Genomic DNA, 23,904 nt, shown 5'->3' with positions numbered 1-23,904 from the left:
TCAAGTGCCCTGTCCTGCCTCCCACGCCGACCACAGCGCGGCGTAGACACCGCCGGCGGCGATCAGGCCGGAGTGCGTCCCGCTCTCGGTGATGCGGCCGTGCTCCATCACCACGATCCGGTCGCATGCGGCGGCCTGGGTGAGCCGGTGGGCGATCACCAGGCCGGTACGGCCGGCGAGTGCCGCATCGGCCGCGCGGTCGAGCAGCCCCGACTGTGTGGAGCCGGCCTCGGCGGTCGCCTCGTCGAGGATCGCGAGGTCGGGGTCGGTGAGCAGCAGGCGGGCGAGGGCGAGCTGTTGTGCCTGGGCGTCGGTGAGGGGATGCCCGCCGACGCCGATCACCGCGTCGAGGCCGTCCGGCAGCAGATCCAGCAGTCCGGCCGCGCCGGTGGTGTCGAGAGCGGCGCGCAGCTGGTCGTCGGTCGCGTCGGGGGCGGCGAGGGTGAGGTTGTCACGCAGGGTCCCGGCGAATACGTGGATCTCCTGGGTGATCACCACGGTGCTGGCGGGGCGGGCCACTGTTCCGGTGCCGGGCGGGTGGATGCCGGCGATCACGGACGCCAGGGTGCTCTTGCCCGCACCGGACGCGCCGACGACGGCGACGCGCTGCCCGGTGGGGATGTCGAGGGTGATGCCCTCGAGCACACGAGGACCGGTCCCGTAGCCGAACGTGACGTCCTCGAGCCGGACTGCATGGGCGGGGTCCCGTGGTGCCGGCGGCTCGTCCGCGGTGTCGGCAACGGCGATGGTGGTGACGCCGATCATGCGGTTCAGTGACGCGAGCGCGGACTGGAGGGTGTCGATCACGAACATCAGCTGGTTGACCGGGCCGAGCAGGCGCAGCACGAGCAGCATGGCGGTGGTCGCGCCACCGACGGTCGAGGCTCCGTGGCCGATCAGGACGAAGCCGGTCACGAGGACGGCGGTCAGGCTCAGGCATTCGCCGAGGTTGAGGCGGGCGTTGAGCATGCTCTGCACGGTGCGCGCGCGCAGCGCCTGCACCGCGACGGCCCAGGAGGCGGTCATCACGGTGCGGTGACGCTGTTCGCCGAGTCCGAAGCCGAGGACGGTCGCATGGCCGCGCTGAGATTCGACGATCTGCTGGGCACGGGCGCTCATCGCCGCCCGCTCGGCCCGGTACACCCGGGGGCCGGTGCGCAGATACCACCGCATCGCGAACACGTGGACGGGCAGCACGACGGCCAGCGCGACCGCGTAGGGCCATTCCAGCGCGGCCAGCCCGCCCAGCGACACGACGATGGTGAACGCGGTGACGGTCACCACGGGAATCACCGCGGGCGCGGCATCGGCCACGGCGGTCACGTCGTCACTGGACCGCGAGATCAGATCTCCGGTGCCGGCCCGCTCCACGGTGTGCTGCGGCAGCGTCAGGGCGCGGGCGACCAGCTCTTCGCGGAGCGCCGCGAGGATGGCGTGATAGGCGCGGGTGGCGAGCACGATCGTCACGGCGGTACCCGCCGCGCCGAGGGCCGCCGAGAGTGCCATGGCGGCCGTGACGGTCAGCACGGTGCCGAGGCCGGCGGTGCCTGTCCGTACCCGGTCGATGAAGAACCCGATGGCCACCGGCGGGATCAGGTCGACGGTGGTGCTCACGATCCCGAGGATCGCGACGACGGCGAGGCGGAGCCGGTGGCCGCGGCTGAGGCGCCAGACCTCCCCGGCCGTCTTACGGCCGTTCGCGACCGGCAGCGCGTCGTCGGCGGCCGCGTGTGTCCCGGTCATGATGCCGCCGGTAGGTCGACGACGCGGTCGCAGCAGCCGAGCAGCGCCGGGGACGAGGTGAGCAGCAGGGTCGACCGATTCGCGCGGACGCCCCGCAGGCGCTCGGCGATCCTCTGCTCGGTCACCGGGTCGACCGCGGTGGTCGGGTCGTGCAGCACCAGCAGCGGCGCGCCGGTGGACAGGGCTCTGGCGAGCGCGACTCGTTGACGCTGGCCGCCGGAGAGGCGGTTGCCGCCCTCGCCGACCGGGCCGTCCAGGTCGGCGGCGAAGTCCTCACAGGCCGCTGCCTTGACCGCCGCCTCCAGCAGCTCCGGAGTACTCGCGGACGGGGCGAGGTTGTCGCGAACGGTTCCGCTGAACAACGTCACCCGGTGGGGTGCCACGGTGACGAGGGTGCGGTACTGCGGTGAGGTGAGCTCGTGCGCCGGTCGTTCGTCGAGGCGTACCTCGATGATGTTGCCGGCCCGCGGGTTCAGCAGTGCGTCGGCGACATGGGCGGCGGTCCGGTCGTCGGCGCGTACCCCGACCAGCTCGCCGGGCTTCACCCGGATCGACGCGCCGGGCACGGACACGTCCAGCACCGGCACCGGGGAGACCTCCGGCGTCGATGTGGCCCTCTCGGTGCTGCCGGTGCCGCGCAGTGCGTCGCGGATGCGTGCGGCCGACGCGCGGGAGTTCGCGAGGTTGGGGATGGACACGCTCGCGATCGCCTGCATCTGCGGCAGCAGCGCCTGGATGAGGCCGACCGTGGTGATGAGCCCGCCGATGCTCAGCTGGCCCTTCACCGTGAACCAGCCCGCCAGGCCCGTCACCGCGGCGACGAACACACCGTTCACCATGCCGGAGGCCATGAGGAACCTGCCGAGCAGACCGGCGTTGCGCTCGGCGCCCGCGAGCGTCTCCCGGCTGGCCTGCCTGTACCGCCTGGTCGCCTCGGCCTCGGCGCGTACGCCCTTGATCACCCGGTAGCCGGCGACCAGATCCGCGGCCCGTCCCACGGTTCCGGCGAGGAGATCCTGGTATTCGCGGGTGTCGCGGGAGAGCCGTCCGCTGAGCATGCCCATCGACCAGACCGCCACGGGCGCGCCGAGGAGCGCCACCACTCCCAGCGGCCAGTGCGTGACCAGCAACGATGCGCCGATGAACCCGATGGCGGCGATCCTCGCGATCGGCAGGACGACGAGCAGGCCGGCGTTGGCCAGGCGTGCGACGTCGTTGGTCATGACCGACACCACTCCGCCGTCCGGTGCCCGCGCCAGACCGTCGCCGGGATGCAGCACACCGGTCGAGAGGGTGACCCGCAGCCGGTGCTGCAACAACTGGATCGCCCGGGCGTTGAGACGATTGGTGAGCCTGGCCGCTCCCGTCAGCGCGACATACAGCGCCACCAGCACACCGATCCACGTCGCCAGCTGCCCGGCGTCCCCCGTCGCCAGCGCCCGGTCGATCGCGACGCCCATCACCACCGGGACCGCCGACTCGCCCACCTGCCACACGATCGCCAGCAGCATCGCGGGGACCGTTACCCGAGGCCGCGAGAAGATGACGCGCGCCACGAACCGGCCCGGGCCGTCACCCGCACTCGCCTCGAACGGCCGGACGTCAGGCGGCTCGGCCGTCGCCTGCCACAGCACCGGCAGCCACCTCGTCAGCGGCCCGCGCCCCAGCCCACTCGGATCGGTGCTTCTCAATGTTTGGTGGCTCCGGCTTCCACCGTGGACGGGAAGCACCAGCGCAGGGCATCGGCGAACAGTCCTCGCCACCATGCGTAGTCGTGTCCGCCGGCGAACTCCCGGTAGACGGTGTCGTAGCCCTTCTGCGTGAGCACGTGGTCCAGCCAGCGGCTGTGGGTGTTCGAGCTCTCCAGCTCGCCGGCGTCGTGGAAGACACGGACCGGTGCCGGTTCCGCGGCCAGACAGTCGGCGATCAACATCGGCACGGGGGTACGGCGTAGCAGTTCACCTGCTCCGGTGCCCCACCTGAGGCCGGGGTGATACCCGCACGACGGGGACTGGAGGATGGCATTGCCGAACGTCGCCGGGTGATGGAGCGCCGTCCACCCGGCGCACAGGCCGCCGAAGCTCTCGCCGGCCAGCGCCACGTCGCCGGGATCGCGGGAGAGCGGATACCTGTCGTGGAGCCAGGGCACCAGCTCTTCGGCCAGCATCCGGGAGAACACCGGATCGCAGAGCAGCTCCTTGTAGCGCTGCGATCCGAGCTGATCGACGAGGACCACCACGCAGGGCCGGATCAGTCCCGCCCGGACAAGGGCGTCACGGACGCTCGGCGCGCTGTGCTCCGGCGTACCGTCCAGATGGATCACGAAGGGCAGTGCGGTGCCGTCCGGGAGCTCTCCGGGAGGCATCGAGACCCAGATCCGGCGTTCGTTCCCCAGGAGCCCGCTGGCCAGCACGGCGGACTCCATCGCGGGGGCCGGCTGTGCCTCGGCCTGATCCAGCCAGGGCAGCGGCACCGCGTCGGGCAGCACCGCCACCGAGGCCCCGGAGAACCTCTCGACAGAGCACTCGGAGAACCGCGGTGGCGGGTTGAACGGGTCCGGCACCTGTTGCCCACCCCGGGTGAAGACGTACGAGAAACGCAGATCGGACCGCATCCGCAGGGTGAGCGAACGAAACGGTGTCCCGGGTACCGGCGTGAACTGCGTGTCGATCCGGTTGAGGCCGATGGTGGGGCCGATGACGACCGAGAGGGTGACCGTCGTGTCGTCCCCGGGCTCGTCGACGAACGTCACCTCGACCTCATCCGCGAGGACCCGCTCGACGAGCGGAGCGCCCGTCTCGGCGAGGTGCCGTCTGAACCTCTCCGGACTCCACTCGCCGGTGGACAGCTTCTGGACGAACGGGTTGCTCACAGGCGTCTCCGGGCTTCGGTGAACAGCAGCCAGCCGAGATAGCCGCCGCCGAGGATGACGGTGATGATCCCCACCGGCAGGGGAGTGGGTGCGATGTGCTGGGCGATGTAGTCCGCGGTCAGGCACAGCAGGGCGCCGACGAAGGCGGCGGGTGCGAGTGTGATCCCCGCGGTGCGGGCGATCCGGCGGGCGATCTGCGGGGCGACCAGTGAGATGAACGCGATCGGCCCCGATGCCGCCGTCACGGTCGCGGTCAGCGCGACCCCGACGACGATCAGGGCCAGGCGGGCCGGGGCGACCCGCACCCCTTGGGAGGCGGCCGCGTCGTCACCCAGTTCCAGCTGTCGCATCGGCCGGCTCAACATGCCCGCCAGCAGTAGCAGCATGGTGATGCAGGCACCGCCGATGAGCACCTGATTCCACGAGACCCCGTTGAGAGAGCCGGCCTCCCACGCGGCGGCGGCGATCGCCACCTCGAGATCGGCTTCGAGGATCAGCCACGTGTTCAGCGAGCGCAGGATCGCCGACAGGCCGATGCCGACGACGATCAGCCGGAATCCCTGCACCCCTCGCCGGTGGGCGAGCAGGTACACGGCGACGGCGGTGGCCATCCCGCCCAGCAGCGCCCCGCCGACCAGCTGCAGGTAGGTGCCGTTGACGACCAGGATCACGATCAGCGCGCCCGTGTAGGAGCCCTGGGAGAACCCGATGATGCCGGGGTCGGCGAGCGGGTTGCGCAACAGCGACTGGAACACCGCACCGCTCACACCCAGCGCGGCACCGAACACCACCGTCGCGGTCACCCGGGGCAGCCGCCACTCCACCACGATGTCGTGGACGAGCCCGGTCTCGCCGCCGGTCAGCGCGGAGACCACCTGCCCGGCTCCGATCCGGTACGAGCCGGTCATCAGCGCGAGCACCGCCATGCCCGCGATCGCCAGCGCGAGAACGGCACAGACGACGACCGGGCGCCACTCGAGCCGTACCGCGAACCTCCGGCGCCGCAGCACCAGCGCCCGCCTCCCGGAGCCGATCCGTTCCCCTCCGGGCAACCGGGAACGCGTCATAGCGCGCTCGCGTTCTTGCGCCGCACCAGGGCGACGAGGACGGGGGCGCCGACGAACGCGGTGACGACGCCGACGGGGATCTCGCTCGGGCGCATGAGGACGCGCCCGAGGATGTCGGAGGCCAGCAGCAGGATCGGGGCCAGCAGGACGCTGTAGGCGAAGATCCAGCTCTGATGCGGGCCGGCGATCCAGCGCGCCACGTGCGGCACCATGAGACCGACGAAGCCGATGGGCCCGGCGATCGCCGTCGCTCCGCCGGCGAGCAGGGTGAGCGCGATGATCGCGAGGACGCGGGTACGGGTCAGCCGGACACCCTGGGCGGCCGCCAGGTCGTCGCCCAGAGCCATGGCGTTGAGCGAACCGGACACCGCCAGGGCGAGGACGAGCGCCACCACGAGGAACGGCAGGATCGGCCAGACCAGATCGAGTGGCCGGCCGACGATCGAACCGGCATTCCAGGACCGCATGGCGTCGAACGCGTCGGGGTTGGTCAGTTCGAGCGCCGACCCGGCGCCTCCGAGCACCGCGCTGACACAGACCCCGGCGAGCACCATGACCACCGGCGACTGCCCCTGCCGGGTCGACCCGAGGGCGAGCACCATGAGGGTGACGATCAGCGCCCCGGCGAAGGCGAACCACATGTAGCCACCGATGCCGCGGACGCCGAGCAGCCCCACGGCGACCGTCACCGCGAAGGAGGCGCCCGCCTGGACACCGAAGATGCCCGGATCGGCCAGCGGGTTGCGGGTCAGCGCCTGGATCAACGCGCCCGCCACACCGAGCGCCGCGCCCACGACGAGGCCGACGACGGTGCGCGGCAGCCGGTAGTCACGGATCGCGAACTGGTCGATGTCGGCGGAGGGATTCGACAGGGCGTCCCACACCACCGACGGTGCGATCGCCGTCGACCCGATCATCACGCTCAGCACCAGCAGGATCAGCAGCGTCGCGAGCGCCACGACCAGCCCGGTCAGGCGCCGACGCGGTCCGGGCACCGTCGCGGTGCCCGGACCGTCGTGGCGCTGGGCGAGAGTCGTCACTGCTTGGCGGGCAGGGTGGCCAGAGCGGTGTCGAGCGAGTCCAGGTACTGCAGGACGGGCCCGTAGGAGTTGTTGCCGGGGCAGAAGACTCCGAGCGCGCGACCGGAGTTCACGGCGGGCAGGGCCTTCCAGGTGTTGGTCGCGACCACCGGCGCGAAGGACACCTTCGGCTGTCCCGCGGCGTCGACGGGGTAGGTGATCACGTCGTACTTGGACAGCCCCGCGATCTGCTCGTACGGCAGGGACGTCCAGCCCAGGGGGTCTTCACCGGCGGCCGCCTTGGGGAAGTTCATGCCGAGGTCGTCCTGGGCGATCTCGACGCAACCGAAGTCCGCGACGGAGAACGTCCCGGGGTCGGAGCTCTCCCAGCGATCGACATTGACGAACTTGGTGCCGCCGATGATCGCGCTGTACGTCTGCTGGATCTTGGCGATCTTCTCCTGGAACTTCGCCTTCTGCTCGCCGAGCCCGTCCGTGACGTCGCCGGCCTGGGAGACGCCGTCGGCGAGGGCCTTCCACTCGACGTCGAGCCCCCAGAAGACCGTCGGGGCGACCGCCTCCAGCTGCTTCTTGATCCCCTCGAACTCGCTGGCGGGGAGCTGGGCCAGGATGAGGTCCGGCTTCAGGCCGGCGAGCTTCTCCATGTCGACCTGATCGCCGCTGGAGCCGAGATTGGTGGCCGCGTCGAACGTGGCCTTCTGGTCCGTGGGGATGAGGGCGAGTTCGGAGGCGCCGACCTCGGTGACGCCCACCGGCTTGCCGCCCATGTCGATGAACGGAAGGGTCGTGTTGCCGATCGTGACGACGCGCTGCGGGTCGGCGGGCACCTGGATCGTGCCGTTGCCGCCCGTGACACTGCGTGTCTGGGGAGCCGCAGCCGTGTCGGCGGTCTCCTCGCTGTCGCCGCCACAGGCGGTGAGGACAAGGGTGGTGCTCAGAAGGGCGGCGGCGATGGCCGTACCGCGTCGTCTCGAAGAATTTCGGTTCATGGTCGTGTTCTTCTTTCTCTTCTTGGTTGTACGAAGGGGAGTCAGCGGGTGGCGGCGGGCGCCAGCTCGTGCACGGCGGTGCCCCAGCCGACGGTGTGCGTCGCGCTGCGGGTGAGCCCGGCCCGGGTGATGACCGCGTCGAGCTCGGCGGCGGTACGCAGGCCGGAGCCGTGCACCGTGAGGCCGAGCAGATCCGCCTCGCCGTCGTGCTCGTCCAGGGCGTCGACGTCGAAGGTCTCCTCGACCAGCAGCACGCGGCCGCCGGGACGGAGGCGCTCGGCGGCTCGGCGCAGGGCATGGGCGGCATCGGCGTCGGGCAGGGACTTGAAGGCGCGGATGATGAAGACGGCGTCCGCGGCCGGACTGGGCTCGAAGACGGACTGCTCGACCACGCTGACCCGTGCGCGCTGCCGGTCGTCGGGGATCGTGTCGGGCAGGTCGCGGCGCAGCCAGTCGGCCTGGGCGGGCAGGGCGCAGACCGTGATGCGCAGGCCGAGGTGGACGGCGAGGAACTCCCGGGCCTGGGCGCCGGCGCCGCCGGAGTGCAGCACCAGGTGCTCGACGCCGTCGAGGATGCCGGACTTGGCGATCGGCTCGGCCAGCGCGGCCTGGAATTTCGCCAGGCGTTCCAGGTAGCGGTCCTCGTAATCCTGCTCGGCGCGCACCTCGGTGAAGGTGCGGCCGGTGACCGAGGCGTACGACGGCCGGCCGGTGCGGATCGACTGGGTCAGTCCGGCGATGCCGAGCATCTCGCGGCCCACCACCCCGGCGGGGTGCAGCCTGTCGGCGATGAACTCGAGTGTCAGGACCTCACCCACCGGTGTCAGCCGGTAGTGGCCGGGTCCGGTCGCGGCCAGGACGTCCAGGGTGTGCAGGTAGCGCAGCAGTTTGCCCAGTGCCCGTTCGTCGCAGCCGGTCCTGGCGGCCAGGTCGGTCACGCCGGTGACTCCGCGGGAGATCAGCTCGGGCACGTCCAGTTCGACGGCGGTGCGTAGCGCCAGCGGTGCGATCAGCTCGGCCATGGCGTTGAGCCGCTCGAACGGCGTGGCCGACTTCTCCGGGTCGGGAACCGCCGCGTCGGTCTCCAGGGCGACGACCTCGCCGCGACGCCAGTACCCGGTGAAGTCGATGTCCTCCTTCGGCACCCCGCGGTCCTCGACCAGGTGGCGGCGCAGATCTCGGACGGCCGTGTGCTCCCCGGCGAGCCACGCGAACGGTCGGCCGTCCCACCAGGCGCTGTCGCGGACCGCGTCGAGCAGGGCCGTCCCGGTGTCCGCGGGTGCCAGCCAGGTCACCTCGACCCCCGGTGGCGTGCGCAACTCCAGCCGGTGGGAGGCCTCGACGAACACCCGGGCCCGCGTGTGCTCGGGCAGTTCGTCCAGCAGCCGGGCGATGGCGGGAAGCGCGGTGTCGTCGCCGGCGATCAGCAGCCAGTCCGCGTCCACCGGGAACGTGCGTGACGTGCTCGGGCCGTAGAAGTGGATCCGGTCGCCCGGTCGCGTGCGGTAGGCCCAGGTGGTGCCCACGCCGATGCCGTGCTTGACGAAGTCCACGTCCAGCTCGCCGGCCTCGGCGTCCCAGCGGCGGACCGTGTAGGCCTTCGACAGGGGCCGGGGGTTCCTCGGCAGGTCCACGCCCCGCTCCTTCTGCACCGGCAGCACCGGCTCGGCGTGGCCGGGGTAGCGGAACACCAGGCGGATGTCGTCGTCGAAACCGGGCGAGTCGAAGGCGGGCTGCGGGAAGCCGCCGGCTGACGTGAACGCGCGCAGCTGCTCCCCGCCCAGTGTGATGCGGCGCAACCCCGGCGTCAGGTCCACCACTCGCAGCACCTCGACCTCGCGCAGGGTCACGGGATGCACGGTGAGCCGGCGTGAGGTCTTCGGCATGCTGAGGACAGCCCTTCTGGTCGTACGGCAGAGTCGGCACCACACCACCGGAGCGGCGGAGCAAAGGTAAGGTTAGGCAAGCCTTACATGCAATGGTGTGCGCAGACTGCCGTAATGTTTATGGCGTGGCGCCCTCGTCCCTGTTCCCCGCCGACGCGAGCGACCCTCCGCTCATTCCGGTGATGCGGTCGGACTCGACGGGGCATCCCCGCCGCCCGCTGCTGATCTGGGTCCGCACCGGCACGGCACACGTCCGCATCGACGGCGACGCGGTGTTCCACCTCACCGCCGGGCAGGGCACCTGGATTCCGGCGGCCGGGTGGGACCACCGCGCGATCATCACCGAGCCCGGCACGGTCGCCTTCCCCCTGTGGCTCCACCCCGGTGCGGACGGGCCGCCGGAGACCACCCGGTTCGAGGTGCCCGACGGCTGGCAGGACTGGCTGATCCAGCACTTCAACCTGCAGGTCACCCCGCTGGACGGGCACGGGTGCCTCCCGGACGCGATCACCGATCTCCTGCTTCGAGGGCGCCCGCCCGGCACCGCACCGAGCGAGAGTGCCGTCGCGCTGCCGGAGATGCCGAGAGCCACCGGTGCCAGGGAGGTGGCCGAGCAGCTGCTCCGCGATCCCGCGATCGACCTCACCGTCGAGCAGTGGGCGAGCAAGGCGCTGTCCAGCCCGCGGACCCTGCGCCGGGACTTCCTCGCCGGCACCGGGCTCACCTTCGAGCAGTGGCGGCTGCGTAACCGGCTGATCGCGGCCGTCGAGCTCCTGGTGGCGGGATACGACGTCGACCAGGCGGCCGCGCGCGTGGGCTTCGCCAGCCGCAACGGCTTCACCCGCGCGTTCAAGCAGCAGTACGGGCTGACGCCCCACGACTTCGGCAGGAAGCTCGCCGCCGGTTCCGTGCGTGCCGACCTGACGCCGCGCGCCACGCTGGCGCGTCAGACCGATGAGCTCATGCGCATGGTGCGCGGCGACGGTGCGTTCGCCACCGCGTCCGATCTGCTGCCCGCCGCCCGCACCTCACCGCACGCCAACGACATGCACGTCCTGACCTGGATGTACCGCGGCAACGGATACCTTGACATCGGCGAGAGCCGTTACGAGCGGCACCGCGGCGTCGCGACGTGGATCCCCGCGGGCCTGCAGCACGTCACCGGTCTGCGCGCGAACTCCATCTCACTGCCCCTCGGCAACGCCGGCACCGCCGACCTCCAGCTGACCGAGCCGCTGCAGGTGCGGTTCCCACCCGCCTGGGACGACTACCTGATGCACTGCTCCATCAGCGCCCGGTCGGGACTGCACCCCGACGACTACGATCCCCGGCACATCCTCGACCTGTTCGCCGAACAGGTCGCTACGCAACGGGCGCTGTCGGTGCCGATGCCCACCGATCCGCGTGCACGCGCGGTCGCGATGGACTACCTGCGCCATATCGACGTGTCGCATGAATCGGCCGCGTTCGACGTCCTCGCCGAGGTGCGTCAGGCCTTCCGTGACGAGACCGGCATGACCTTCGCCCGCTGGCGCTACGCCGCCCGCATGCGCATCGCTCGCGACCTGCTGGCCGGTGGTGCCAAGCCCGGCACCGTGGCCCGCCGTGTCGGTTACGCCCATCTGCCGGCGTTCAGCACCGCCTTCACCCGTTTCCACGGCCTTTCCCCGCGCGACTATCGGGAGAAGGCTCCGCGTCGGGGGTGAGCAGGACGGCGAGTTGCCGCATCAGGTCGGGGCGGGGCCGGTAATAGACCCAGCTCGCGCGGCGTTCGGCGTCGACCAGGCCGGCCTCGCGCAGTGTCTTCAGGTGGTGGGAGATGGTCGAGCCGGACACGTCGAAGGCGGGGGTGAGGTCGCAGACGCAGATCTCCCCGCCGGGCGCCGAGGCGATCATCGACATCAGCTGGAGGCGGACCGGATCGCCCAGGGCCTTGAAGGCGGCTGAGAGGTTCACCGCCGCGGTGGAGTCGAGGCGCTGCTGCGTCATCGGTGGACAGCAGGGCGCGGTGGGGGCGGCCGGTTTCGACATGGGTCGAGTTTGACAACGATCGAATCCGCGTGCAAGTCTCGGTTTCGAGAACCATCGAATCCGACAGTTGTCGAAACCGAAAGCGGTGTCGCTCATGGTCAACCAGCTCTCCAACCTTCCCGTGGTGGTCATCGGGGCCGGGCCGGTCGGTCTCGCCGCCGCCGCGCACCTCGTCGAGCGCGGCCTGCCCTTCCAGGTCCTCGAGGCAGGTGACGGACCAGCCGACGCCGTCCGCCGATGGGGTCACGTGCGGCTGTTCTCGCCGTGGCGCTACAACATCGACCCGGCCGCCGCCCGCCTGCTCGGCGACGCCGGCTGGGTGCGTCCCGACGACGACAGGCTGCCCACCGGCGCCGACCTCGCCGCCGACTACCTGCAGCCGCTCGCAGACCTGCCCGACCTCAAGCCGCACATCCGGTACCGCGCCCGGGTCGCCGCGGTCACCCGCCTCGGCCTGGACCGGGTACGCAGCGCCGGGCGCGACGACACGCCGTTCCTGGTCCGGCTGGCCGACGGCACCGACATCCACGCCCGCGCGGTCATCGACGCCTCCGGCACCTGGGGCACCCCCAACGTGCTCGGCGCGTACGGCATCCCCGCCCACGGCGAGGACGGCGCGGCGGCGTACCTCGAGAGTGCTCTTCCGGACGTCCTGGGCCGCGACCGTGACCGATTCGCCGGCCGCCGCGTCCTCGTGGTGGGCGCCGGGCACTCGGCGGCCAACACCATCCTGGCTCTGGCCGCCCTCGCCGAACAGGTACCCGGTACCGAGGTGACCTGGGCCGTCCGTGCCGGCGCCCCGACCCGCACCTACGGCGGACAGAGCGCCGACGCCCTGCCCGAGCGCGGCGCCCTCGGCACCCGCCTGCGCCAGGCCGTCGAGCGCGGCGCCGTCACCCTGCTCACCCGGTTCCTGGCTCAGCGGGTCACCGTCGACGGCGACGCGGTGCGGGTGTCCGACGGCGAACGCACCGTCACCGCCGACCGGATCGTCTCGGCCACCGGCTTCCGGCCCGACCACACCATCACCGGCGAGCTGCGTCTCGACCTCGACCCGATCCTCGGCTCCACCCGGGCCCTGGCGCCGCTGATCGACCCGAACGAGCACTCCTGCGGCACGGTCCCGCCGCACGGCGTCGACGAACTCGCCCACCCCGAGCCCGGCTACTACGCCATCGGCGTCAAGAGTTACGGCCGCGCGCCGACGTTCCTGCTCGCCACCGGCTACGAGCAGGCCCGCTCGGTGGCCGCCGCCCTGGCCGGCGACTGGGAGGCGGCCCGCGATGTCCGGCTCGACCTGCCGGAGACCGGCGTCTGCAACAGCGATCCGATCGTCGACGCCGACACCGTCACCGCGGGCGGCGGCTGCTGCGGTGCAGCCGCCCCGGCCACGATCGAGCCCGCCGGCCGCGGCCTTGCGACCGGAATCGCCGGTGGCCTGCTGACCTCCCCGGTCCAGCTGATCACCCTCGGCGAGAAGCCGGGCGGCGAGCAGGCGGGGTCCTGCTGCTGAAACCGATGGGTGTTCCGAGTTCGCCGGCCGCGGTTCGTGGCCGGCGGATCGTCGCGACTTTCGCGACCACGCAGACGATGGGGTACGGCGTTCTCTACTACGCCTTCGCTGTGCTCCTGCACCCGGTCGCCGCCGATCTGCGTACCTCACCGGCCGCGGTCACCGGCGCACTGACCACGGCGATCCTGACCGTGCACCTGGTCGGCTTCCTCACCAGCCGGGGCCACCCGGCGACCTTCGCCGCCACGGTGGCCGGGCTGCCCGGTGTCCTGTCGGTCACCGGTCGGCTGCTGCTCACGGCCGCCGGCCGCCGCATGCGCCTGCACCGAGCCGTCGCCGCGATCTTCGCCGTGCAGGCGATCGCCGCGTTCCTCCTGCCGGTCATGGCCGGGAACCGCCCGGGCGCCATCCTGGCCGTGGTGCTGTTCGGACTAGGTTCCGGCATCGCGAGCCTTGCCACCCCGCAGTTGCTGGCGGACCGCTACGGCACCACGGCGTACGCCGGGATCGCCGGAACCCTGGCCGCACTGGTCACCCTCGCCAGGGCGGGCGCGCCGTCAGCCGCCGCCGGGCTGCTCGCGACGTCCAGCGGGTACCTGGCCGTCATGCCGGCCGTCGGCGTCGCCGCCCTGATCGCCGCTACGGCCATCCTGGCTCGCGCGGACGAGCCGCCACCGTCCAGCCCGCCGACGGCGGATGCGGGCAGCGTGCACGGCACCACCGGGTGAGGCGGCGTCACGGCGCCCGGGAGCCGCGCGCCTTCTCCTGCTCCACCAGCGCCTCGAGGTCGGTGAGCCGGTGCAGTCCGCGCAGCGGCTGCGCCATCCGGTGGTTGCCGGCGAATTCCCGCTCGTGGCGGGCCAGGAAATTCCAATACCCGGCGGTGTACGGGCACGCGTCGTCCCCCGCACGCACCTTCGGGTCGTAGCGGCAGCCACCGCAGTAGTCGCTCATCCGGTGCACGTAGGCTCCGCCCGCCGCGTACGGCTTGCTGCTCATCCGCCCGCCGTCGGCGTACTGGCTCATGCCGACCACGTTGGCCGTCATCACCCACTCGTAGCCGTCGACGAAGCACCGATGGAACCAGTCGGACACCGCGCCCGGCCGCCATCCGCGTTGCATCGCGTAGTTGCCGAGCACCATGAGCCGCGGGATGTGGTGCACCCACCCGCGGTCGCGGACCCCGGCCAGCACGTCGGACAGGCAGCGCGCCTCGACCGCGTCGGCGTTCAGGTCGGCGAACCACTTCGGCAGTTCCTTGCGGGCCTTCAGCTCGTTGACGGCGCGGTAGCGGGGCTCGAAGTACCAGTACAGATGCCAGATGAAGTCGCGCCAGCCGAGGATCTGCCGGATGAAGCCCTCGACACCGGCCAGCGGCGCCGCCCCCGACCGGTAGGCGTCCTCGGCCGCCTCGATCACCTCGGCCGGATCGAGCAGGCCCAGGTTGATCGCGGGACTGAGCATGCTGTGCGCCATCCACGGGTCGCCCGCGAGCATCGCGTCCTCGTAGGGGCCGAACATCGGCAGGCGGTGCTCGATGAAGTGGCGCAGCCGGGCCAGCGCCTCCTGCCGGGTCGCCGGGAACAGGCGGGGACCGTCGTTGCCGACGAACTCGATGCCGTCCTCGCGCTGCCAGCGGTCCAGTTCCGCGCGTACCTCATGGTCGATCTCGTCCTCGACGATCTCCGGCGGCGCCGGCACGTCGAGGCGTTGCGCGCCACGTGGCGGTGGCTGCCGGTTGTCGGCGTCCAGGTTCCAGCGCCCGCCCGCCGGCTCGGCACCGTCCATCAGCACGCCGTGCAGGCGCCGGGCGTGCCGGTAGAAGTCCTCCAGCCGCAGGTGGTCGCGCCCGCCGGCCCACGCCACGAAGTCCTGCGGTGCGGTGACGAAGCCCCGCGGCGGCAGCATCTCGACATCCGGCAGACGCCGGACCAGGCCGCGGGCGGCACGGGAGGTGGGATGGCACACGGTCAGCGGTTGGTTTCCCACCCCTTGGGCGTACGTCTCCGCGCGCACCAGCCGCACGCTGTCGTCCTGCGCCCGGTGCCGCAGCGCGGACAGCACGAGGTGCGCCTTCTGCCGGTGGAAGGCGCGCCGCCGGAAGACGGCCTTCGACTCGATCAGCAGGACCTGCTGCCCGGGGTCGTCGAGGAAGTGCGGTCCAAGCTGGTCGGCGAACAGCCACCGCGTCCTCATGACGTCAGTCTGCCGCAGCGCACAGGCGTAGCCGCTCAAGTCGGGCGGGGTGGCGTCCGATGGAGATAATGTGCCCGACCAGCCCGGATGTCCGCCGCTCTTCGCCGATCGGGGATTCCAGGCCGTCACCGCGCTGACGATTGTCGATGTCGTGGCGTCGCGCTCCAGGAGCACCTCGGGCGGTTCTGGCCGTCGCCGGTCGACCGGCTGATGATGATCGCGGCCATCGTCCCGGCGCTCGTGCTCTGCCGCCGGGTGCGGACCGACCCGGCTTCCCCGCCTCCGGTCCACCAGATCAAGCTCGACCGCTCCTTCGTGCCCGACGGTGGCTCCGACGCGATCGCGACAGTGGTCGTGCAGATGGCCCGGGCGTTCGGTCTGGCCGCGGTGGCCGAGGGCATCGAGACGGCCGAGCAGGCCGCCCAGCTGACCGGACTCGGCTATGAGAAGGCCCAGGGCTTCCACTTCGCGCGCCCGATGCCCGCCGCCGACCTGCACGACCGCTTCTCCGTCAGTCTGCCGTCTCCGTGATCGCACGCTCGGCTCCGGCCACGGCCAGGGCGTGGTTGCGGCGCCGCAGTTCCTCGCGTTCGGTGTCCGGGATCGTCATCGACTCGGCGAGCACGGCCGCGAGCGTGTCCACCCGGGTGTTGTCGACGTCGGACGGGAACTGCCAGCGGATGTTCTCGTCGCGGGTGATCAGGTCGATCGCCGACCGCGAGTTCTTGTCCTGGCCTGTCGTCACCCGCACGTAGCGCACCACCTCGACCGGGAACTCCTGGCGGATCTCGGCCTGCTCGAGGAACGTGTCCGTGCGGCCGATGATGATCCGGCGATCGGTGACCACGACGAGAGTCCTGGTCGTGGGTTTGTCCATGGCGGCCGCGAACAGGCCCCGCGCACCGCTGAGCACGGAGGAGATCGCGTCGGGGGAGTCCGGCTCGTCCGCGAAGCCGACGGCCCGCAGGCTCTCGCCGTCGTCGAGGTACCAGCGCAGGATCCGCAGGTACGGTGCGAGGTCCAGCGACTCGGGCGCGCAGACGGCGCCGGGCGCTTCCAGTTCGGGAGCCGGCGGGTGGAGGGCGTCGGCGAGCGGCTGGATCGCCTCCAGCAGCTGGGTGGCGGTCCGGCGGACCGCGGCCGAATCCTTACGCCTGCTCGACAGCGGCAGGGTCGCGCGTCCGGGCAGCTCGACGATGATGCGCAGCTCCCGGGTCAGCGCGTCGACCAGGGCGGTGGTGTCGGCCAGAGCGGGTTCGAGAGCCTCCCGGGTGTCGCGGGCGATGACGTCGACGAGCCGTGCCTCGTCCGGGTTCTCGGCCCCGGCGCCGCGTGCCCGCGCGGCGTGCAGCGCCTGGTACCCGGTCCACGCCTTGAGTGACGACAGCAGGGCGTGGGCGTCGAAGAGGATCGCCTCGGCGTTCGTCTCGAGATAGGCGCGGCGGCCCGGTTCGTCGTGGCGGATCTGCCGGACGTGGTTGCTGACGTTCATCCGGTACAGATTGCGTTGTTTGCGCAGGTCCGGTTCGGTGGCCGCGATGCCGTCCCACAGCGACGGGGCGACTGCCTCGATCTCCCGGGCCCGGGTGATCGCACGGTCGATGCTGCCGACGAGCCCTTCCAGCTCGGCCCACTGTTCGTGGCGGATGTCGGTGAGGACCTGGTTGGTCAGCGCGATGTTCGTACGGGCGAGGCCGGTCACCTCACTCAGCTGCATCTGGATGGCGATCATCGAGATCGCCGGGCCGAGCGTGGCCAGCAGCTCCGCCGGGTTGATCGCGGACACCGGGATGAACCGGGCCTGGTGAACGATCTTCCCGTTGTGGAACACCGCGCCGAGGTTCGCGCCGTCCTTGACCGCGAGGGCGCCGCCCGCTCCCAGCCATGCCTGACTCGCGGCGCCCAGCCGGTAGAGACCCTGCGCGCCGGCCATCGCCTTTCCGGCATTGCCGAGCACGGTCGCGGTGTTCCCGATGGTGGCGAGAAATGTCGAGATCTGCCCCCGATCGGAGGCCGGAACGAGCCCGAAGTCAATCATTTCGAGCTTGAATTCCGCCGGCACCTCGCCGAAGACGACGGCGATTCCCGGCAATACCTCCGCGAGAACCGTCGATGGCTCAGCCGTGTCGTCGGCGACCGGCGCGAGCTGCCCGTTCTCCTCAGGCTCGTCGATCTCCACCGAGTCCGAAGGGTGTTGCATGCGATCTCCTCCCGCGCGGTCGCACGACGGCCGGACGTCGCCGTCGTTCGCTGCGGGAGTCTACGGTTCGACGATTCCCGATCGGATTCAGGAACCGTTTCCCGGATTGTCGAACTCCCAATAGGCCCGCAATGCAGCGATTCGGCCCGAGTCGTCGCTGCGGTAGGTGAAGACGCCGCACACCTGCACCGCATGGCCGCCCGCCAGGGTGATGTGGATGCTGCCGACGTCGGCCACCTCATCACCGCACAGGTAGGAGCGTTCGATCTCGAAGCGCATCTGCTCGACCTGGCCGATGACGGTGTCGTAGAACGCGGCGATGGCCTCGGCTCCGTGGTGCCCGTGGCCGTCCGGGCAGAGCGGGGACGGTCCGATCGGGTCCTCGACGACCGCGTCGTCGGCGAACAGGCCGAGCCAGGCATCGCGGTCCTTCGCGCCGGCCGCCGCTTGTGAGCGCCGTGCCAGGTCGCGGGCGGTCAGTGCCACCGATGTCATCGCGCGTCCTCTCCGACGGGGCCTCCAGAGTAGAACGCGTTCTAGTTCCGGGCAATCGAGTCTTCCCAGGTCGCCGAGCATCGTCTATAACTAACTATCCGGTACATTAGTTTGGATCGATTAGGCCACCTGGTGGACCAGCATGCTCATCGCCGAACATGACAGGACCCACAGCCGGGCCGGGGCGACCGCCGGCGAGCGACGGCTCACGATCGCCACCGCCTGCCTCTCCGGCACCCTGGAGGACAAGCTCGCCGCGGCGGCCGCCGCCGGGTTCGACGGCGTCGAGATCTTCGAGAGCGACCTGATCGCCACGGCCTGGTCGCCGGCGCGGATCCGGCAGGAATGTGCGCGCCGGGGCCTGACCATCGACGTCTACCAGCCGTTCCGCGACTTCGAGGCGGTACCGCCGGACCTGCTGCGCTCCGGGCTGCGACGGGCCGAGCACAAGTTCGACGTCCTCGAGCAGCTCGGTGCGGGCACCCTGCTGGTCAGCTCGTCCGCCTCGGCCGGCAGCGTCGACGACGACGACCTCGCCGCCGAGCAGCTCGCCGAACTCGCGGACCGGGCCGCCCGGCGCGGGCTGCGGATCGCCTACGAGGCGCAGGCCTGGGGACGGCACGTGAACACGTACGCCCATGCCTGGCGGATCGTGCGCCGCGCCGCTCACCCCGCCCTCGGCCTTTGCCTGGACAGCTTCCACGTGCTCTCGCGCGACGAGGACCCGGCCGGCATCGCGGTGATCCCCGGCGACCGGATCTTCCACCTGCAGCTGGCCGACGCGCCGCGCCTGAAGATGGACGTGGCCGAGTGGAGTCGCCATCACCGGCTCTTCCCCGGCCTCGGTTCGTTCGACCTGGCCGGGTTCGCCGCCCGGGTGCAGGACACCGGGTACACCGGGCCGATCTCGCTCGAGGTGGTCAACGACACCTACCGTCAGGCCGATCCACGCCAGGCGGCGATCGATGGGATGCGGTCGCTGCTCGCTCTGCGCGAGAGCGCCGGCCCACCGGTGGGACTCCCGGCGGCTCCGCGTCTCGGCGGGCATGTCTTCACCGAGCTCGCCGTCGACGACGTCTCCGGGCCGGTGATCGAGCGGACGCTGATCGCGCTCGGGTTCGCCCGGACCGGCCGGCACCGGTCCAAGCCGGTCGAGCTGTGGGAGCAGGGCCGGGCCCGGATCCTGCTGAACTTCTCGCCGCAGCGGACCGTGGCACCGGGCACCGCGCTGATCTGTGCCCTGGCCGTGGAGAGCGACGACCCGCCCCGGTCGGCTCAGCGTGCCGACCGCCTGCTCGCCCCGGTGCTGCCGAGGGTCCGGCAACCGGGGGAGGCCGACCTGAGCTCGGTGGCGGCGCCCGACGGCACCGCGGTCTTCTTCTGCCGCGGCGAGGGCTGGCTCGCCGACTTCCACGCGACGGGTGAAGCGGCGGGTGGTGACGGGCTGGTCACCGCCACCGATCACATCGCGCTCACCGAGCCGGTCGACGACTTCGACCAGACCGCACTGTTCTACCGGTCGGTGCTGGGTCTGCGTTCGGGGCCGGCCACCGAGATCGCGGCCCCGTTCGGGCTGTTGCGCAGCCGGTCGGCCACCGACGCGGCCGGCACCGTCCGGATCACCCTGAACACCGCGCCGCTGCGCCGCGGCAGCTGGGCTCCGGCCATCCCGGACCCGCAGCACGTGGCGTTCACCAGCGACGACGTGATCGCCAGCGCGCGGGCCATGCGAGCCCTCGGCGCGCCGGTGCTGCACATCCCGGACAACTACTACGACGATCTGGACGCCCGGCTCGCTCCGGCGCCGGAGTTGCTGGCCGTGCTGCGGGAGCACTCGATCCTCTACGACAGCGACGACGACGGCGAATACCTGCACTTCTACACCGAGATGCTCGGCTCCCGGCTGTTCTTCGAGGTGGTGCAGCGGCTCGGTGGCTACGCCGGTTACGGCGCCGTCGCGACCGTGCCGGTACGGATGGCCGCGCACCGCCACCGGCGGCTGCTCGCCCTGCGCGACGACGCCGGGCGGCCCGAGGGCCGGGTGCACGACTACTCGCTGGCCCACCTGACCGCGCTGAGCCTGTCGCCTCCGGAACTGGTCGAGGCCGCCGCCGAGGCCGGCTACCGCTATGTGGGGCTGCGGCTCACCAGGGTCACCCCGCAGGAGCCGCACTATCCGCTGGCCACCGACCCGGCGCTGATGCGCACCACGAAGGTGCGCCTGGCCGCGGCCGGTGTCGAGGTGCTCGACATCGAGCTGGCCCGGATCGGCCCCGACGAGGATCCCCGCGACTTCCAGCGGTTCCTCGAGGCCGGGGCGGAACTCGGCGCCCGGCACGTGATCACGCAACTGCCCGACCCGGACCGCAGCCGCAAGGTGGACCGGTTCGCGCTGCTCTGCGAGATGGCCCGGCCACTGGGCCTCACCGTCGACCTGGAGTTCCCGTCGTGGACGGAGACGCCGGACCTGACCGAGGCGGCCCGGGTGCTGCGGGCCGCCGGTCAGCCCAACGGCGGCATGCTCATCGACCTGCTGCATTTCGCCCGCTCCGGGTCCAGCATCGCCGACCTGCGGGAACTGCCGGCCGAGTGGTTCCACTTCGCGCACGTCTGTGACGCGCCGCCCGGGGTGCCGCCGACCAACGAGGAGCTGATCCACACCGCCCGGTTCGAGCGGCTCTACCCGGGTGAGGGGGGTATCGACCTGGACGGCATCCTGTCGGCGCTGCCGGCGGGTCTCCCGTACGCCCTCGAGATCCCCAAGGCCCAGCTGTCGGCGCAGATCGGCGCCAAGGAGCACGCCCGCCTCGCGATCGCCGCCGCCCGGAAGCGCCTGGACACCACCGTGGCGGCGGGCTGATCGAGGTCAGCGACAGAACGGCTCGCGGCCCATGGCCGACTCGATCCCGCCGAGAACGTGTTGCAGGAAGTACTGGTCCCCGGTGGTCGGCGCGTCGGTCCACGCCTCGACGGCGTGCCCGAGGGTGGTGACCCAGGAGCGGCCGCCGTCGTAGTACTGGCACCAGGACACCGGATGGTTGCGGCCGTGCCCCGGATGCCCGCTGCCGCCGGTGGCCCCGTCCGGCAGGGTGGCCTCGTCGACTCTGGCCAGGATTCGCACCTCGCTGGGGAACGGCACCAGGTTGTACCACTCGTCGGTGAAATCCCAGCGGGCCGGCAGCCCGGCGGTGGAGACGTCCCGCCGGCTGGCCGTGACGACCGTACCGGCCTGGTTGCGGCCGTGATCGTAGTAGTTGGCCCCGCCGAGCAGCCCTTCGTACCACTCCCAGTTGTACTCGGTGCCGAAGGCGTTGTGGATGCCGACGAAGCCGCCGCCACCGCGGATGTACTGCCGCAGCGCGGTCTGCGCCGGATCGTCGAGGGTGTCGCGGGTGGTGCTCATGAAGACCACGGCGTTGTACCGGAACAGCCGGCCGGGGGAGTTGAGCTGGGTGACGTCCTCGGTCCAGTCGACCGCGAAGCCGTGCTCGGCACCGAGCCTGACCAGGGCGCTCTGGGCCGCGTGGGCCGGGGTCAGCGGGGGATTGAGGCCGGTCGGCAGGGCCGGGCCGAGGTGGGCGTGGCGAGGTCCGGCGGTACGGCTGTAGACGAGGATCCGGTAACCGTCGACGGCCGGGTCGAAGTTGCCCCAGTCGTGGTAGCAGGCGGGATCGGTGCCGCGGCAGACGCCGTAGTCGACCCGGCCGAGGTTGCGGGCGGCGTTGTCGCGGTCCCCGCCGGCGGCGGGCCGCAGGGCGCTGTTCGCGGTGAGGAGGAGGGCGGCGGTGAGGAGGGCGCTCACGAGGGCGCCGGATCTTCTCCAGGCCATGGGATCTGTTCCCTTCCGAGAGGGGTCGGCAGGATCGACGGGGGCATCGGTCCCTTGTTGCGCCGGCCCTGACCGGTCTCCTCCCAGGCGTGGGCGAGGATCCCGACACTGCGGCTGAGGACGAACAGGCCGCGGGCCAGAGGCGGCGGAAATCCGAGCTCGCCGTAGACGACCGCCGTGCAACCGTCGATGTTGATCGGCACCGGGCGGTCGCGGCCGTCGGCGAGCAGTTCTTCGACGGCGCGGGCGGCCCGCAGGTGGGCGCCCTCGACGGTCCCGTCGGCCACCGCCCGCTCGACCAGGCCGAGCAGCGGGTCCCGGCGCGGGTCGACGGTGTGGAAGCGGTGACCGAAGCCGGGCAGGTACTTCGAGTGGGCTCGCCACCGGCCGACCACTTCCGCCGCGGCGGCACCGGCGGCGATCTCGGAGAGCATCCGCATGCACTGCTCACCGGCGCCGCCGTGCACGTCGCCGAGCAGGTTGACCCCGGTGGCGACCGCGTTGTTGAGGCCGACGCCGCAGGTCGCGGCCATCCGGGCGACGGCGATCGACGGCGCGTGCGGTCCATGGTCGACCGAGGAGACCAGCGCGGCTTCCAGCAGCCGCTCCTGACCTGGGGTGGCGGGCTCGCCGCGCAGCATCAGCCAGATGACGCCGGGGAAGCTGATCGAGCCGATCAGGTCCTGCACCGGCCGGCCGCGCAGTTCGATCAGGTTCGGTTCGACCCGGGACACCGACGTGGCCCACCAGTCGGCGACGTCGCGTACGGTCGGCTCAGGGTTCTCCCGGCTCACGGCGCGGTCACCTCCTCGGAACCGGACGTCCTGTACTCGGCGTTGTGTTCGCCCAGCAGCGGTGGCGGGCCCGAAGGCCGCAGTGCCACGCCGTCGACCAGCACGCCGTTGCCGCTGACCCGCAGCGTGCGCCGCGGGTCGGCCGGGAACTCGACGTCGGTGAAGAACCCGCGTTGCGTGAGTTGTTCCAGCTCGACGGCCTGCGCGACGGTCAGGATGCGGGCGGCCGGGACGCCCGCGGCGCCCAGCCGGCGTTCCCACTCCAGGGCCGTGTGCCGGCGCAACGCGGTGTTGATCTCGGCGTTCAGCGCGGGACGGTTGCGTTTGCGGGCCTCGCGATCGGCGAAACGGTCATCGGTGGCCAGGTCCGGGCGTTCGAGCAGCCGGCACAGCGTCTCGAACTGCTCCTGCCGGTTCGCGGCGATGTTCAGTGGGCCGTCCGCGGCGCGGAACGTGCCGGACGGGGCAGCGGTGGCGTTCTGATCGCCCATCGGCTCGGGTGCGACACCGCTGACCAGGTAGTTCGAGGCTGCCCAGCCCATCGCGGAGAGTGACGTCTCCAGCATGGACACATCAAGGCAGACCCCTTTGCCGGTACGGCTGCGCCCGGCCAGAGCAGCCGCGATGGACATGGCCGCGACCAGGCCACCGACGGTGTCCGAGACGGGGAAGCCGACCCGCAGCGGCGCGGTGTCCGGTGTGCCGGTGACGCTCATCATCCCGGACAGGCCCTGGATGATCTGGTCGTACGCGGGGGCGTGCCGCATCGGGCCGGTCTGCCCGAACCCGGAGATGGCGCAGTAGATCAGGCGCGGGTTGAGCGCGTGCAGCACCTCCCAGCCGTAGCCGAGGCGGGCGAGCACCCCGGCCCGGAAGTTCTCCAGCAGCACGTCCGCGTCCCGGACCAGGTCCTCGAAGTCCGCGCGGTCGGCGGCATCCTTGAGGTCGAGCTCGACCGACTTCTTGCCGGCGTTCTGGGCCAGGAACGACGCGCCGAGCGCCGCCCGGTTGAGCTCCGGCTCGGGGCCCAGCGACCGGGCCAGGTCGCCGTCACCCGGCCGTTCGATCTTGACGATTTCGGCGCCGAGAAGCATCAGCTGGTAGCTGCAGTAGGGCCCGGCCAGCACGTTGGTCAGGTCCAGAACCCGGACGCCGGAAAGCGGTCGGTCGTCATCCATGTGGGGCTGCCCTTCGGTCGCCAGAGGCCGGAGGCGGTCGATCGAGGTGAGTCATTGCCAGGAGACCCGGC

At 71.6% G+C, this 23,904-nt stretch carries 19 protein-coding genes; 5 read left to right on the top strand and 14 right to left on the bottom strand.

The window, feature by feature from the left end; all coding sequences use genetic code 11:
• Genes CLV67_RS14380 through CLV67_RS14350 form a run of 7 tightly spaced genes read right to left on the bottom strand, consistent with a single transcriptional unit; the run spans window position 1 to window position 9,597 of the window.
• A complete protein-coding gene (locus CLV67_RS14380; RefSeq protein WP_106318432.1) occupies window positions 1–1,743 on the bottom strand; it encodes an ABC transporter ATP-binding protein in 1,743 nt (580 codons plus the stop codon).
• Window positions 1,740–3,377 carry an ABC transporter ATP-binding protein gene (locus CLV67_RS14375; RefSeq protein ID WP_106318430.1) on the bottom strand — a complete coding sequence of 546 codons (1,638 nt, stop codon included), beginning with the start codon at window positions 3,375–3,377 and terminating at the stop codon, window positions 1,740–1,742. Before CLV67_RS14375 ends, CLV67_RS14380 begins: the two co-directional genes overlap by 4 nt.
• A gap of 53 nt (window positions 3,378–3,430) precedes the next feature.
• Window positions 3,431–4,615: an alpha/beta hydrolase gene (locus tag CLV67_RS14370; RefSeq protein ID WP_106318428.1), complete on the bottom strand. Its 1,185-nt coding sequence runs from the start codon at window positions 4,613–4,615 to the stop codon at window positions 3,431–3,433.
• On the bottom strand, window positions 4,612–5,682 hold the full coding sequence (locus CLV67_RS14365; RefSeq protein ID WP_106318426.1) for a FecCD family ABC transporter permease: 1,071 nt from the start codon (window positions 5,680–5,682) through the stop codon (window positions 4,612–4,614). The genes CLV67_RS14370 and CLV67_RS14365 overlap by 4 nt, the downstream gene beginning before the upstream one ends.
• Window positions 5,679–6,722, bottom strand: coding sequence for a FecCD family ABC transporter permease (locus tag CLV67_RS14360; protein WP_239166216.1), 1,044 nt, complete (start codon window positions 6,720–6,722; stop codon window positions 5,679–5,681). Before CLV67_RS14360 ends, CLV67_RS14365 begins: the two co-directional genes overlap by 4 nt.
• Window positions 6,719–7,711, bottom strand: a complete 993-nt coding sequence (locus CLV67_RS14355) for an ABC transporter substrate-binding protein (protein WP_106318424.1) — start codon at window positions 7,709–7,711, stop codon at window positions 6,719–6,721. The genes CLV67_RS14360 and CLV67_RS14355 overlap by 4 nt, the downstream gene beginning before the upstream one ends.
• A gap of 41 nt (window positions 7,712–7,752) precedes the next feature.
• Window positions 7,753–9,597, bottom strand: coding sequence for a siderophore-interacting protein (locus tag CLV67_RS14350; protein WP_106318422.1), 1,845 nt, complete (start codon window positions 9,595–9,597; stop codon window positions 7,753–7,755).
• Window positions 9,598–9,722: 125 nt separating this feature from the next.
• Between CLV67_RS14350 and CLV67_RS14345 the strand changes: the two genes are divergently transcribed.
• On the top strand, window positions 9,723–11,303 hold the full coding sequence (locus CLV67_RS14345) for a helix-turn-helix transcriptional regulator (protein ID WP_203737007.1): 1,581 nt from the start codon (window positions 9,723–9,725) through the stop codon (window positions 11,301–11,303).
• Here the strand turns inward: CLV67_RS14345 and CLV67_RS14340 are convergent.
• A complete protein-coding gene (locus CLV67_RS14340) occupies window positions 11,242–11,628 on the bottom strand; it encodes an ArsR/SmtB family transcription factor (RefSeq protein WP_106318420.1) in 387 nt (128 codons plus the stop codon). The genes CLV67_RS14345 and CLV67_RS14340 overlap by 62 nt on opposite strands.
• A gap of 94 nt (window positions 11,629–11,722) precedes the next feature.
• Between CLV67_RS14340 and CLV67_RS14335 the strand changes: the two genes are divergently transcribed.
• Complete coding sequence (locus CLV67_RS14335; protein WP_106319075.1) at window positions 11,723–13,141, top strand: NAD(P)-binding domain-containing protein; 1,419 nt, start codon at window positions 11,723–11,725, stop codon at window positions 13,139–13,141.
• A 5-nt stretch (window positions 13,142–13,146) separates the two neighbouring features.
• A complete protein-coding gene (locus CLV67_RS14330; RefSeq protein WP_146169126.1) occupies window positions 13,147–13,869 on the top strand; it encodes an MFS transporter in 723 nt (240 codons plus the stop codon).
• A gap of 7 nt (window positions 13,870–13,876) precedes the next feature.
• On the opposite strand, the gene CLV67_RS14325 is transcribed toward CLV67_RS14330, so the two are convergent.
• Window positions 13,877–15,337 (bottom strand): cryptochrome/photolyase family protein, encoded by a 1,461-nt coding sequence (locus CLV67_RS14325; protein WP_106318416.1) that lies wholly within the window; start codon window positions 15,335–15,337, stop codon window positions 13,877–13,879.
• A 210-nt stretch (window positions 15,338–15,547) separates the two neighbouring features.
• Here CLV67_RS14325 and CLV67_RS14320 point away from each other — a divergent pair, with 210 nt between their 5' ends.
• Window positions 15,548–15,868: an EAL domain-containing protein gene (locus tag CLV67_RS14320; RefSeq protein ID WP_106318414.1), complete on the top strand. Its 321-nt coding sequence runs from the start codon at window positions 15,548–15,550 to the stop codon at window positions 15,866–15,868.
• Here CLV67_RS14320 and CLV67_RS14315 read toward each other — a convergent pair.
• Window positions 15,849–17,537: a hypothetical protein gene (locus CLV67_RS14315; protein WP_106318412.1), complete on the bottom strand. Its 1,689-nt coding sequence runs from the start codon at window positions 17,535–17,537 to the stop codon at window positions 15,849–15,851. The two genes, CLV67_RS14320 and CLV67_RS14315, sit on opposite strands and share 20 nt — an antisense overlap.
• Window positions 17,538–17,624: 87 nt before the next feature.
• Window positions 17,625–18,032: a nuclear transport factor 2 family protein gene (locus CLV67_RS14310; RefSeq protein WP_106318410.1), complete on the bottom strand. Its 408-nt coding sequence runs from the start codon at window positions 18,030–18,032 to the stop codon at window positions 17,625–17,627.
• Window positions 18,033–18,174: 142 nt separating this feature from the next.
• Here CLV67_RS14310 and CLV67_RS14305 point away from each other — a divergent pair, with 142 nt between their 5' ends.
• Window positions 18,175–20,892 carry a TIM barrel protein gene (locus tag CLV67_RS14305; protein WP_106318408.1) on the top strand — a complete coding sequence of 906 codons (2,718 nt, stop codon included), beginning with the start codon at window positions 18,175–18,177 and terminating at the stop codon, window positions 20,890–20,892.
• Between the two features lie 6 nt (window positions 20,893–20,898).
• Here CLV67_RS14305 and CLV67_RS14300 read toward each other — a convergent pair whose 3' ends face one another.
• From CLV67_RS14300 to CLV67_RS14290, 3 genes are read right to left on the bottom strand one after another with little or no spacing between them, the layout of a single operon-like run.
• On the bottom strand, window positions 20,899–21,861 hold the full coding sequence (locus CLV67_RS14300; protein ID WP_106318406.1) for a ThuA domain-containing protein: 963 nt from the start codon (window positions 21,859–21,861) through the stop codon (window positions 20,899–20,901).
• Window positions 21,831–22,655 carry a citryl-CoA lyase gene (locus CLV67_RS14295; RefSeq protein WP_106318404.1) on the bottom strand — a complete coding sequence of 275 codons (825 nt, stop codon included), beginning with the start codon at window positions 22,653–22,655 and terminating at the stop codon, window positions 21,831–21,833. Before CLV67_RS14295 ends, CLV67_RS14300 begins: the two co-directional genes overlap by 31 nt.
• On the bottom strand, window positions 22,652–23,833 hold the full coding sequence (locus tag CLV67_RS14290; RefSeq protein ID WP_106318402.1) for a CaiB/BaiF CoA transferase family protein: 1,182 nt from the start codon (window positions 23,831–23,833) through the stop codon (window positions 22,652–22,654). Before CLV67_RS14290 ends, CLV67_RS14295 begins: the two co-directional genes overlap by 4 nt.
• Window positions 23,834–23,904 lie beyond the last annotated feature (71 nt).

This window comes from Actinoplanes italicus (assembly GCF_003001815.1).
Classification (GTDB): domain Bacteria; phylum Actinomycetota; class Actinomycetes; order Mycobacteriales; family Micromonosporaceae; genus Actinoplanes; species Actinoplanes italicus.
Note: the sequence above shows the minus strand (reverse complement) of the source record. Positions and strands in the feature narration are given on the sequence as shown.